This window comes from Phycisphaerae bacterium (genome assembly GCA_035384605.1).
Lineage (GTDB): Bacteria > Planctomycetota > Phycisphaerae > UBA1845 > PWPN01 > JAUCQB01.
Genome location: DAOOIV010000036.1, coordinates 13,014 through 25,874, shown reverse-complemented (window position 1 = coordinate 25,874; position 12,861 = coordinate 13,014). Strand labels below are relative to the sequence as shown.

Genomic DNA, 12,861 nt, shown 5'->3' with positions numbered 1-12,861 from the left:
GGGCCAGCGACATGCAGCTTGGAGCCCGCTTTCAAGACGGTTTTCTGTTGGTGCAGAGAGGACTACATTCCAGGGCCGGCGGGGGCGGTTACTTGGCCCGTTCGAGGTACTCGCCGGTGCGGGTATCCACCCGGACGACCTCGCCGACTTGGATGAAGGACGGGACCCTGATCTTCGCGCCGGTCTCCAGAATAGCCTCCTTGGGCTGATTGGTGGCCGTGGCTCCTTTGACCACGGGCGGGGTGTCTTTCACCGCCAGTTCGACGGTGTTGGGCAGATCGATGTTGACGATCTGGCCGTCGATGATCGAGCAGGTTACTCGGATGTTCTCCTTGAGGAAACGGATCGAATCGCCAAACAGATCGGCGCTGACCGGTATCTGGTCATAGGTTTCGGGATCGGCCAGCACGTATTCGTCGCCGTTCCTGTAGAGATACTCGAAATCCTTGGTCTCGACGAAGACCAGTTCGACGCGGTCGTCGACGGCCATGCGCTGGTCGATGATCTGGCCGGTGACGAAGTTTTTCAGTTTCACCTGATAGTAGCTTCGCCAGTTGCCCTTGGCCACGTGCTGGATGTCCTTGATCGTATAGCGCGTGCCTTCGTAATCGATGACCTGGCCACGTTTCAGTTCGCTTGCCTTAACCATTCGATAGTCTCTGTGTTCGCCGCTTCGCAGGCGGCACCATTTCCTGGTCCTGTCGCCCCAATGATCCTCTCACCATCGCGGGAATCGGGGGAATGAACGAGCCGGCGTGTTTGCCGGGCTTTTGATTGATAGTGTCCCAGATCAGGCCGGGGCAGTCAATATCCCCCGGTCGAGTTTCCAAGGCCGAGTGGCGATGAGCCTGGTCGAAGTGCCGGGACCGAAATGCCCGATAATGCCATGTAGGACAAGGCGGTCATCTGTTTGGGGATAGCCGGCCGTGGGTTGTTGGAACGTCTGCGTCGCGATGGGGAATAGAGACCAGCGAGGGGAATGTCACGCCTCGATTCCTCAGTGTTGAAGAGTGGACAGACAATCAGACTCGTGAGAGGATGTTTCTCAGGAAACCTTTTCGTGTCCCGTATGCTCAAGGAGGAGCCATGAACGAGTACCGAATCCATCTGAATCTGACTACCACCGTGGCTGTCCTCGTGCTGGGCATCGCCGTCAGTGCGATCGTCAGCACGATCGTTGCCGCACGCGCCTACAAGCTTCGTGGCGAACAGTTGACGCGCAACGAGAAAACCATCGTAGTCAAAGGGTCCGCGAGAAAACGGATTCGCTCGGATCGGGCGGTCTGGCAGATTCGGGTCGAGGGCGAAAGCAAGCAAATGCAAGAGGCGTTCAATATCCTGGAGAGGGGGGTTCAGCGAGTGCGGACGTTCCTTGAGCAACACAAGTTTGTTTCCCATGAGATCGGGGTGGGGGCCATTGACACGACCGTGCACTACGTAACCGACGAGCACGGGCAGACGACCCGGGAAGTGGCCTCATACACTCTGAGCCGGACGTTTTTTGTGACAACCGACGACGTGGACCGAGTCATGCAGACGGCAGGACTGGTGACCCAGTTGATACAAGAGGGTGTGCTGGTCATTTCTCAGAGTCCGGCGTACTACTACAGCGATCCGTCGCCTCTTAAGGTGGAGCTGATGGGTTTGGCTTCCAAGGACGCCCGCGGCCGGGCCGAGGAGATCGCGCGCAGTGCCGGCTGCAAGCTGGGGCAGGTTCGAGCTGCGCATATGGGAGTGCTTCAGATCACGCGTCCCTACTCCACGGACGTCAGTGCGGAAGGCATCTATGATATTTCGACCATCGAAAAGGACGCCCAGGCGGTTGTCACGGTCACCTTCCAGATTGTCGATGAGTAGCCGGGCTTGCGGCTCCGATTGACGGGCTATGGTAATCCGCTACGCTGTCAGAGGTGAGCCGTGGGCAAGGCGGCGCCGGATGACGCAAGCCTGGGTGCATCGGGCTCGTGCCTGAACGGAGTACGTCGGTGGCGAGGGATCGCATCATTTTCCGGGTGGCCCTGCTGACCCTGCTGCCTACCACGTTGGTCGGTGCGATTGTTCTGAATTGGAAACCCGGCATGCCTATCGCGGCCCTGGTTGCGCATCTTTGCGCCGGTTTGTCTTTTCTGTTGATGCTGCCGGTTTACGCGGGGGGCGGGCGGTGTGCCGGGTATGCCCCCAGTGCTTCGTGCCTCAGGCTGATGCATGTGCTGAAGCTGGGCGCTGTTACGGCGGGTTTGTCCGCCGTGCTCATGATGCTTTATGCGGTTGTTGTCGAGATTCTTTTTCGGGTGCTCATGTGGGAGCATGGGGCGACGCCTCGAGTGCCCATCTGGACAACGGGGTTTGCCGACTTGGCGTTGGTTGGCGGTGCGATCGCATTGGCCTGGCATTGCAGTGTCAACCGTGAAATGCTGACCGCGTTGCTGTGGCTGGCGGTTTTTGCGGCCGTGTGGGCTGCTCTTCAAATACCGGCCTTCAGTACCGACGCTGAAGGTCGTGTCATCATGAGCCGTTGGCTCAACATACTGGCCTTGCTGATGGCCTTGGTTGCCGGGGCGTTTGTCGCCGCAACAGGGTGGGCACACCGTCGCCGAAGACGGCGTGCGTGGCCGGCCCATCTCGACCTGCTCGCGGAACCCTGCACTGACAGGCCGGCGTTTCGTTACAGCATGGGTATCCTGGCATCTATCATTCTGCTCCTGGGATGCACTCAACTCGTGCTGCCGCTGACCGGTCCGGCCGGCCTCATGAGCGGATTGGCCGTCCTGGTGCTTGCGCACCGCCAGTGGAACGAGAACCTGGCGGATGTCGGGCTCGCGCTCATCACGCTCGGCGTGGTCTCTCTCGTGGTGACGTGCTTTCCGGCGTTGCCTTTCTGGTGGACCGCCTCGGCATGGGCGGAGGTCTTCAACAGGGTTCTCTTTGCGCTGGCGATCATGGCCGGCGTGTGGTTCTGGTTCGCCGCCTTCTGGCGACAGCAGCTTGAGGATGGTCATGCTTGGACGACCACCGGTTATCTGATTCAGACCGCCCGGCAGGTGGGCTTTTTCGTGGCAGCCGTGGGCGTCCTGATCTCATTCTATCTGGCATTCTGGCCGGTTCTCCCCTATGGCAGCGCTGATAGCGGCACTTGGCGATGGGGCTGGGCCCTGGGAGCCAACGGTCTGCTGATACTGGTCCTGGTGCTTGCGGTTCGGCGGACGATGAAGTCCACGATCGGCTGGCTGTTGGCGCTTTCTTTGGCCTCGACGGTCATGTTTGTCATCGTCCGCACACCGCACGGTCTGCCGGGTCATGTCTGGGCGCTCTACTGGCCCGTAGTGACGGCGGTGGTCGGAGCGGTCTTGGTGGTCGTTGCCAACCTGGTGGCTCGAACCGAGGATTGGCAGGCTCTATACGAACCCGCTTATCTGTCAGGCGTGGTTGTGATGCCCTTGTCGTCGATCGCGGGAGTTCTTCTTGGAAACCCGCAACTGATTCCGTCTTGGGTGCCGCCCCTGACGTTTGGCTGCCTGGTGATCCTGTACTTGCTGGCGTCGCTGCTTGTCGGTCCCAGAACATTTGCTGCCGTTGCGGTGTTGTGCGGAGGAATGTGTTTCTGGAAACTGCAGGACGCGACGGGATGGACGAATATTGCCGCACCCTATTACTATGCCATGCTAATCTTCCTGTCGGCAGGACTGTGGGCATGGGTGGCCCATGAAAGACAACCGGCGCGGGTGTTGCGTGTGCTCCGGTGGGCCGGGATCGCGTTGGCGGTGGCCTCTATTGTGGCGGGGCTGGGCGCCTCGAAATGGGGCGGCGGCAAGTCGAGGATTCGGGGTGGTACGGCCGAACCTGTGATATTCGGCGGATCGCAAGGCGGTGCGTGAACGGCCCGGCTTGGCGGAATGCAGGGAGCCCTTATGCGAATTGATATGCGGCCCTATTGACCCCCGGGGGCGGGTGGGCGGAGTGAAAGCAGATGCGAGCGGCGGTTCAACGGGTCCACGAGGCGAGCGTGACGGTTGACGGCCAAGTCGTGGGATCCATCAGGCAGGGGCTGCTCGTTTATGCGGCGGTTGCCATTGATGACACCGAGGCCGACGCTCGATACATCGCCGAGAAGGTGGCCGGGCTTCGCATTTTCAATGATCCTGACGGCAAGATGAATCTGAAGGTTTCCGACGTGGGCGGGGGACTGCTGGTGATCAGTGCTTTTACTCTCCAGGCGGACGCCCGGAAAGGGCGCCGTCCCTCATTCGACGCGGCCGCGGGGCCTGATCTGGCGCTAGTCCTCTATGAGCGTCTCTGCGAGATGCTTGGCGACATGGGCTTGTCGGTCGCCAAGGGCGTCTTTCGGGCGCACATGGAAGTGGCCTCCATCAACGACGGCCCCATATGCGTTCTGCTCGACTCCAAGCGAACATTCTGACGGGAAGAACCGCAGGGATTCCGCGGGTGGTTCGGTGGATGACTTGTGGGGTGCTCGAGCATGCGGCGAGCGCAACTTGCGGATATCGACGTGGGCCCGATTCTCTGTCTACCGGTCGCGATGAGGCAAGCGGGGCCTGCACTTCTCGCGGCGTCCGGTGATTCATTCAATAGGTCAGGTGATGTCACGGCGGCGTCAAACGATTACAGCCGTTGCATCAACAACCCGGTCGATTCCTGCGGAAAGGCGTACCACTGGTGGTGGCGCTTACGCCGGCAGGTTCCACGGGGGCCGATATGCGTAACCAAGATGCCGATTGGCATCCGGGTCGTTGGTGATGCGATCATTCTCCCCGTCCCAAGTCAGGTATTTCTTGAGGTCCATGGCGATGTTGGCCAGGAGTGTGGAGGCCGTCGATCTGTGGCCGATATGCACCGGGCTGTTGGGTGTCTGGCGGCTTTTCACGCAGTCGAGGAAATTGCGAGCGTGTTCCCGGGTGCTGTCGCTGTCCTTGATCGAAAGCCCCTCCGTGCCCTTCTCGACGGCGTTTTCCAAGCGTTTGTTGACCTCCCGGTCCAAAGGATTCAATGCCGGTAGGGGCTTGGTTAACCAGTCTTCCGGCACCACCTGCGCGTTGCCGCCGCTCATGTAAACCGTTGCCCTGGTGCCGCGGATCTCAACCGCTGACCCTTTGGCCGTCCCGGGGGCGCTGTTGGCGTTGTATTGCGAGAAAGTGACGATGGCGCCGTCGGGGTAATCCCAGACTGCCTCCATGGTTACGGGTACGCCGCGGTTGTCTTCCACCCCGACACGGCTTCCGACCGCGAACACGCCGGCCGGGCAAATGTCACCCAGTGCCCACTGGATGACGTCCATGTAGTGCGTTCCGAAGTTGGTCATTTGACCGCCGGAGTAGGGTCGGAACCAGCGAAACTTGTAGAAGCAGTAATTCTCGTTGTACGGGACTTTGGGGGCCGGGCCCAACCACATGTCCCAGTCGAGGCCCTTGGGCGGCTCGCTGTTTGCAGGATTTCCGATCCCCAGGGGAGCCTCGTTGCGGATGTGGAAGCAACGGGCGGCGGTGACTTTGCCGATCTTGCCGGCTTGAATCATGTCGATGATCTGTCGGTGGGCCGGCGAGGAACGTCGCTGGTTACCCATCTGCGCCACGCGTTGGTATTTCGCGGCGGCTTCCACCATCTTGCGGCCCTCCCGAACGGTGAGCGAAAGGGGCTTTTCGACATACACATCCTTGCCGGCTTGGCAGGCGTGAATGAATTGCAGGGCATGCCAATGATCGGGCGTGGCGATCACGACGGCGTCAATGTCTTTGCGTTCGAGGATCTCGCGATAGTCCTTCGTTGTGAAGGGATTACCACCGACTTTGTTCTTCGCGAATTCGATGTAGGGGTCGTACACGTCGCAGATGGCCGCGAACTCGGCGTCCGCATGAGGCTTAAAGGCGTCAATGAGTTGGTCGCCACGATTGCCGACGCCGATAATCCCCAAGCGAATACGATCGTTGGCTCCCAGTGCCCCCAAAGCCGGGCCTGCAGCGGCCATGAGACCAGCGCCCGCGACACTCTTGGTGAAATCTCGTCGAGTCATTCTGCTTTCCATGTTGGTCACCTCAACCGCTTTTTCCTCATGATTGCGAAGCGAAGCGTCCATGGTAATGGCGCGGCTGCAGGACGGCAAACCATCGAGTCGGGTTCACGGCAGCAGGTGCTACGAGCAATAGAAGCTTGTGAGTTATCCTTGCGGCATGGTGCGCACAAGCAAGCAAAAGCTCTTTTTTGACAAGAGGTTGTTGGCCTCTTGTGCTCTCAGAATTGTCCGGACAGAAAGAGAAAGTCACAGCTCGCAGGATTTTGGAATTGGCATCCGTAAAAAAGGCGTGCGGCACCCTGCAAACATTGGCGCGGTCAAGGGTGCCGCAGCGAGTGGAAGCTTGGCTACGGATCTAATCGACAAGCTGCATGTTGCTTGGCGACTGACCTGTTGATTATATGTCTTTTCGGTTGGCCGCGTCCACATTCGCAGTCCCGTTGAAGTGTTAAACGCCCCAAAGCGCAACCCGTGGTGCGCCTATGACTTCTTCGGGGGTTCGCGCGAAGGTGTCCGCCCGTGGCCGCCCTAGCCGGGTTTCGGGCTGTTTGATCCGTGCAGCTCGAAACCCGACCTCCTACGATACCATAGCAATTCCGGGACCATAAGGCAAGCGGGAAACACGTAATTCCGTAAGGCTTTTCACAACAAGAGCTAATACCTATAGACTAGCTTGCGTCACAGTCTAAGGCGTGATGTCCGGAAGCAACGTCGGGCCGTAGGCCGGGCGCTGGATGGCGGTTTGGTCCAGGCGGTCGGTATGGTCTTAAGGTCAATCCCGGCGTTTCATGAAACAGAGGCTGATGAAGACGGTTGCCAAAGTGATCGGCAGGCCGGCACCGCAAGAATCGGAAGTATCTGGCGCGGATCGGGCTTCACATGCGTCTATCAACCCGTTGTCGTCGGCGTCGGTTTGGCTGGGGGTCAGGAGGAAGATGCGTCGGGCCCCGTTGAGGCGTCCGACGCCGGCGATTTGGCCGGCGTCGTTGATTACGGTGGCTGCTTCAAGGACCCAGCCGGAGGTAGGGGAAATCAGGCTATTGAGGTCCCGCATGCCATTACTGATGTCGTAAATAAAGGCATGCTGGCCGGTGGAGACCTGCGACCAGCCCACGACAGCGCCGCTGTTGTTGATGCCGTTGGCCCCGCTGCTTGATCCGCCGAGCGTTCCGAGGTCTGTCGTAGCCCCGTTCCGGTAGAGGAACGCATGGTATATCCGGGCTCCCAAAAGTGTGGTCTGCCCGGTCCAGATGGCTCCAACGATCTGACCATTATCGTTGATTCGGTAGGGATAACCTTCTGCGCCACCGAAGGTTCCGAGGGTCTGGAAGCCTCCGGAGGATGTCCAATTGAAGGCGAGGAGCTGAGATGTGATCAACTGGTTGAGGCCGATGACTGTTCCGCTGCTGTTGATGTCCCAGACCTCGCAATTGGTCAGCCCGACAAGACCAGCGTCGGTCATGACGCCATTCTGCCATGTGAAAAGCCGGTAGGTACCGTTGCCGGCGGTGGAGAAACCGGTGACCAAGCCACTGTTATTGATGGCCGCGGCTGAGCTTCTCGTGCCTCCTAGCGTTCCGAGGTCAATCATCTGACCTCCAGTGTAGATGAAGGCGTGCTCCTGGCCAGTGGCCGTTGCGGCCGCACCAACGACCTGACGCGCATCGTTGATCCCGTGAGCTTGGCAACCCTGGCCACCGAGCGACCCAAGGCTGATCATCAGGCCGTTGGCGTAGAGAAAGCCCTGGTACACGTTGTTGGCGACTGCCCACCCGACGATCTCACCGGCATTGTTCATGTCACGGACTTGAAGTTCCGTGGCACCGGCGACCGTTCCCACGTTGGTCACCGCGTAGCACTCTGCCTGAGCTGTCCGGGTCGCCCCTGGCATGCAGGTGGTTGCAAATACGATGCTTATGAACAGGCGCAGCCTGAATCTCCCGCCACCCGTGGCGGGGGGAAGCGTCACTTGGCGTTGCGCGGAATGCTTGGGTTGGTTGGTCATAGATGTCCTCAGGGTGCGATGCCCGCCAAGGCCGGCGTGCGACGTTGCCGCCCCTCGGCAAGGAGAGTTCCTCCTCCGCCAAACCGTTCAGGTTCATTATAGAGCCCAGGAAGAGACCTCAACAGGGTCCATCTCGGGCGGCTTTGGCAGGGGTGCCAATAGGTTACTGGCAATTCGACCGTAGGGGCATATGATGGGGCGTCAGGAGGCGGCAAGGCGTTTGCTGCCGACGGCCTCCCAGAAAGGGCTAGCCATGGAAGCACTCCGAGCGTTGGCGGCGAGGCGGAGCATTCGACGATTCAAGAACCAGCCGGTTTCGCGGGAGGCCATCCTTCGGCTGATTGACGCCGCCAGGTTGGCACCCACGGCCCGCAACGTTCAACCCTGGGAGTTCATTGTGGTTACCAACCCCAATCGGCTGCGGCAGCTTGCGGCCCTGACGGACCATGGGAAGTTCATCGCCGATGCCCCCGTATGCATCGTAGTATGCAGTCGGGACACCAAGTATTACCTGGAGGACTGCAGTGCCGCCACGACCAATCTTCTCCTTGCGGCCACGGCTCTGGATCTGGGGGCCTGCTGGGTGGCCGGTGATAAGAAAGCCTATGCCTCTCAGATCGTGTCGTTGTGCGGGGCGCCCCCGGAACTGAAGTTGGTTTCGCTTGTGGCGGTCGGCTACCCTGAGGAGATTCCCTCTCCACCCAAGCGCACGATTGAAGATGTTCTGCACTGGGAAACCTTCTGACCGGCAACTCGGCCGGCCCTTTCGGTGAGGCCAGCGAGAAGCCGGCGACATAACCGTGAGACGTTCTGGAATCCAAGAAGGAGGTGTGGGTTTGATTCTGGGATCGATCCCGCGTTGTGCGCGCAGCCTGAAGGGGGCGACGGTTCTTGCAGTTTCCGTATTTGCTCGATTGGCCATTGCCGAGCCGGTCGAATGGAAGCCGGTGTTTGAGGACGATTTCGAAAGGGCCGTTGCGGGTTCGAAATACGAGGTTGGCGAGGATATCGCAACGATCGTGGAAGGCGCATTGCGGCTTGCCGGTCAAGAGAAGCCCGTTCTGGTGGCACAGCTCGTGTCTCGTGACGTGCGTGTGGAGTTTGATGCCCGCCCTCTGCCCGATGCTCCGCCCGGAATCGTGGGCTGTCAGCTTCACTCGAGCACCGGAGATCATTATCGGCTGGAGGTCGACCTGGCCGAAAACGGCACCGCTCGCATTACAGGACCGGGACTGGATCTGACTAAGGAACGAGCCGCCACTCGCATTCAACCGGGCCGCCCGTTTCGATTTCTTGCTCAGCGAGAGGGCAAACAATTCACGCTGAAGGTTGACGGCGTCATCGTACTGGAGGGTGCGGTTGAAAAGGTTGTGGGTTCGTCCGGTATTCAGCGCGTGGGGTTGATTGCCGAACATGGGATGCTGGTGGACCATCTCCGCATCTATTCAAGGGTGCCCCCTCATCCGGATTGCTGCCCGCCGCCGCTGCCCTGGCTGCCGTTGACGCGTCGAAACGCGGAGGTTGTCCTTTCGCCCGGGCAAGCCTCAACACCGGCGCTGGCGGAGGCCCTGGCTTTGTTGAACGACCGGCGGTTCGCAGAGGCCCGTGCCCGTTTTGAGGCGATGGATGACGTGACCTTGAGACTGACCGGCCTGGCTTTCATCTTAGGGCACTTGGACTACTTCGAAAAACCAGTTTACGGAGACCTGATCGACCGAAAGGATGGCGGGGAATACACTCAGCGTCAGGTGGTCGAATACTTCGGCGAATTCGGATCATTTGCCGCGCGGTGGCGGGAAGAACTCGGGCGCCACCCGGACAACGAAATACTCAGATTGTATGCGCCTTTTGTCGAGCACTTCGGTCGGCTGTGCTTGAACCGGTGGGACGGACCTCGTCATGCCAAGGCGCTTGCGGACCTGGACGAGCGGGTCAACCCGTTCAGCCACAAGGCCAGCTTGTATGCGGCTCGATTCGATTACTGGCAAGCGATGGAAGGCGGTGACGAGCGGGCCAAGGCGCAGTGTCGAGCACGGATGAAGCGGTTGCTGAGTCTGTATCCGGACAATCGGATTCTTCGGGAGTACGTCGGCGATCCGGTTCCATGGGGTGAGCCGTTGAACGCCGACACGGACAGACATCCGGCATGGGCGGCTTATTTGCGTGAGGCGTACGCCCGCGAGAGCGTCATCGTCGAGCGGATTTTTGAATGTCGTCAACGATCGGACGGGCAGTGTGGGGGCGGCTACGGCGACGATGTCGAGATGCTTCGCAAGATTGTCCCGATAGCGGCCATTTCCACCGCCAACCGAAGAATCATCGAGGGTGTTGAACGTCTGGCCGAGGGAGTATGGAAGTACGATACGGTCGAGGGATACAACCCGGACGTGAGCGACGTCGAGCACTCGGCGGAGCAAAGCGCGGACAGTTTCCCGACGATGATGCTGCTTCGATACGGCGATGCGCGGTTCTATGAGTTCAACCTCCGCTCGGCCAAGACGATTCGCGAGAGATTCATGGGGCTCGACGCCCAAGGCCACCCGCGTTTTCTCTCGGGAACCTTCGGTTCTCGGGGCGTGGCGACACATGAACGGGCCGGAGGCGACACGGGTTATCATGCACGAGCGATGAAGCATTTCCTGTGGCTCGCGTGGTACGGCAATGAGGAAGCCCTGGATTGGTATGTGCGGTGGCTGGACGGCTGGAGGGAAGCGGCCATGGCCGATGCCCCGGACAAACCGTCGGGAGTGCTTCCGGGCACTCTCTGGTTTCCCAGCGGCCACTGGCAACATCCATGGAGCGGCAAGCCGTGGTACGCCGAAGATCCGACCCACCTGTACGGTCCCTGGGGTCAAGGCGGAATGCTTCAGGAGTCGTTTCTGAACGTCTACGCGCTGACGGGCGACGCGGAGTTCCTCAAGCCGATGCAATTGCTGATGGACTGGGCCAGCTTGGGTCCGCTTCAGCGTGATCGGGAGCGAGACCAGCTACAGCCGGGCTCGCGCGAGTGGTTTCGTCTGCCGATGGCTCATTCGGCAGGGGCAAATCTAACCGCGCTTTATCGACACCTGACGGGGGAGCGTGTGTACGACGAGTACACAATGCGTTTTGGCACCGCGCCGCAGCTTTATCCGATCGACCACGATCTCAATCGTCTCATGTCCGGCATCGAGAAAGCCGCGAAAAGCCTGCGGACCAACCTGTGGTACTGGACCACTGAAACCCTGTCGACCGACCGTCTGCACTTGCCGGCGGTGGCAGAAGTGTGGAGCGCCTACACCGGCGCGATCAACACCACGGGCGACTGTGAGCTTCCTACCTGGGCGGTGACTTACGAGACTCCGGACACGGATTTCGCGGCCTTGGTGATTGACACGACGCCCCGGCGATTACGCGTATGGTTGTATTCCTTTCGGGAAGAGGCGACGCCGATCGGATTGCGAGTCTGGCAACTGATTCCGGGACGCTACGTACTCAATGCGGGCGAACAGTTGAAAGGGGAATTCCCATTCCAGCACCGGTACGCATGGGCACCCTCATGCCGCGTTGACATTCGAACGCGCGGCCAAGTCGTTCCCATTACTCTGCCTCCCCAAAAAGTATACGTGCTGGATCTGCGACTTGAGGAAGCGATGCCGGTACCGCAACGCGCAAGCGACCTTGCCCTTCACGCGCGTGATATAACAGTTCAGGGCAAGCAGGTCATTGTCGATGTCCACAACATCGGAAACGCCGCGGCCAAGAACTGCGCCGTAGCCGTGCAGCGCCAGGAGAGGGAGGCATGGACCACTCTGGGGGTTCAGCGCGTGCCGCGAATATCACAGCCGGTGAATCTGTCACCGTATCTTGAACGTCTCATCTTCGACGTGCCCGGCCTGGACCTGACGGCGGCTTATCGGATCGTGATCGATCCGGAAAACGAAATCGACGAGATCTGCGAGACCAACAATGCAGCGCAACTGTTGCCCGATCGGGTCGGTCCCGTCGCTTTTCGTCTGCCCGAAGAGGGCGAGGCTGTCGTTCCCTTGCCTCCCCTGCTGCAGCTTGATCTGGGCGACGGGCTGACCATCGAGCTGGTCCTGATTCCGGCCGGCGAGTTCATGATGGGATTGCCGAATAATGAGCCGCGGGCCGGAGCCTACGAGCGGCCGCCGCACCGCGTTCGCATCGACCACCCGTTTTACATGGGTAAATACGAGGTGACACAGGCCCAGTGGAAACGAGTGATGAGCGGTCAGAACCCGTCGCACTTCCAAGGCGATGACAACCTGCCGGTGGAAATGGTCAGTTGGCATATGGCTCATGACTTTTGCGAGCGTCTCAGCCGCCGGGTTCGTCGTTCCGTGCGGTTGCCCAGCGAGGCCGAATGGGAATATGCCTGCAGAGCGGGATCAACGTCATATTGGTCTTTCGGAGACGAGGTGCAGGATCTTGGCGATCATGCATGGTATGGGGGGCGTGACGTAGAGGGTAGAACCCACCCTGTGGGCATGAAAAAGCCGAACGCCTGGGGCCTGTATGACATGCACGGTAACGTGCGCGAATGGTGCGCCGACTGGTTTGAGCCCTATCCTGGGACGAAAGCGCCGCCGACGGAATTCGCCGGTCCGCGTCAGCGAATCCTGCGTGGCGGGTCATGGGACTGGGTCGAACCGGAGAATCAGGGGTCCGCCCGACGGGATCGGGCATTGCCGGACGCCCGGCGCGATCACTATGGCTTGCGCATTGTGGTTTCCGCGGAGGGGGCACCCTCTACGGCAGGGCCCGTTGTCGTAACCACTCGCGGACAGTGACTTGCGTGAGAGATCCCTGGTCAACAGGTGGGAAACGG

8 protein-coding genes are annotated in these 12,861 nt (G+C 60.1%); 5 read left to right on the top strand and 3 right to left on the bottom strand.

Annotated features, from left to right (window positions below; genetic code table 11):
• Positions 1 to 88: 88 nt before the first annotated feature.
• Positions 89 to 649, bottom strand: coding sequence for an elongation factor P (gene efp, locus PLL20_10085; protein ID HPD30334.1), 561 nt, complete (start codon positions 647 to 649; stop codon positions 89 to 91).
• A 437-nt stretch (positions 650 to 1,086) separates the two neighbouring features.
• On the opposite strand from efp, the gene PLL20_10080 reads away from it, so the two are divergent.
• From PLL20_10080 to dtd, 3 genes are all read left to right on the top strand, one after another.
• A complete protein-coding gene (locus tag PLL20_10080) occupies positions 1,087 to 1,857 on the top strand; it encodes an SIMPL domain-containing protein (GenBank protein ID HPD30333.1) in 771 nt (256 codons plus the stop codon).
• Between the two features lie 128 nt (positions 1,858 to 1,985).
• Positions 1,986 to 3,875: a hypothetical protein gene (locus PLL20_10075; GenBank protein ID HPD30332.1), complete on the top strand. Its 1,890-nt coding sequence runs from the start codon at positions 1,986 to 1,988 to the stop codon at positions 3,873 to 3,875.
• A gap of 92 nt (positions 3,876 to 3,967) precedes the next feature.
• Positions 3,968 to 4,417 carry a D-aminoacyl-tRNA deacylase gene (dtd, locus tag PLL20_10070; GenBank protein HPD30331.1) on the top strand — a complete coding sequence of 150 codons (450 nt, stop codon included), beginning with the start codon at positions 3,968 to 3,970 and terminating at the stop codon, positions 4,415 to 4,417.
• Positions 4,418 to 4,684: 267 nt separating this feature from the next.
• Here the strand turns inward: dtd and PLL20_10065 are convergent, their stop codons facing one another.
• A complete protein-coding gene (locus PLL20_10065) occupies positions 4,685 to 6,025 on the bottom strand; it encodes a Gfo/Idh/MocA family oxidoreductase (GenBank protein ID HPD30330.1) in 1,341 nt (446 codons plus the stop codon).
• Between the two features lie 772 nt (positions 6,026 to 6,797).
• Positions 6,798 to 8,030, bottom strand: coding sequence for a DUF3466 family protein (locus PLL20_10060; protein HPD30329.1), 1,233 nt, complete (start codon positions 8,028 to 8,030; stop codon positions 6,798 to 6,800).
• Between the two features lie 253 nt (positions 8,031 to 8,283).
• Between PLL20_10060 and PLL20_10055 the strand changes: the two genes are divergently transcribed.
• The gene (locus PLL20_10055; protein HPD30328.1) at positions 8,284 to 8,775 is read left to right on the top strand and encodes a nitroreductase family protein; all 492 of its coding nucleotides are present in this window, start codon (positions 8,284 to 8,286) and stop codon (positions 8,773 to 8,775) included.
• Between the two features lie 91 nt (positions 8,776 to 8,866).
• On the top strand, positions 8,867 to 12,823 hold the full coding sequence (locus PLL20_10050; GenBank protein HPD30327.1) for an SUMF1/EgtB/PvdO family nonheme iron enzyme: 3,957 nt from the start codon (positions 8,867 to 8,869) through the stop codon (positions 12,821 to 12,823).
• Positions 12,824 to 12,861: the final 38 nt, after the last annotated feature.

What these genes read in the sequence shown, in the direction of transcription:
- efp (HPD30334.1), bottom strand. Translation starts at nt 649, where the DNA reads ATGGTTAAGGCAAGCGAACTGAAACGTGGCCAGGTCATCGATTACGAA.
- PLL20_10080 (HPD30333.1), top strand. Translation starts at nt 1,087, where the DNA reads ATGAACGAGTACCGAATCCATCTGAATCTGACTACCACCGTGGCTGTC.
- dtd (HPD30331.1), top strand. Translation starts at nt 3,968, where the DNA reads ATGCGAGCGGCGGTTCAACGGGTCCACGAGGCGAGCGTGACGGTTGAC.
- PLL20_10065 (HPD30330.1), bottom strand. Translation starts at nt 6,025, where the DNA reads ATGACTCGACGAGATTTCACCAAGAGTGTCGCGGGCGCTGGTCTCATG.
- PLL20_10060 (HPD30329.1), bottom strand. Translation starts at nt 8,030, where the DNA reads ATGACCAACCAACCCAAGCATTCCGCGCAACGCCAAGTGACGCTTCCC.
- PLL20_10055 (HPD30328.1), top strand. Translation starts at nt 8,284, where the DNA reads ATGGAAGCACTCCGAGCGTTGGCGGCGAGGCGGAGCATTCGACGATTC.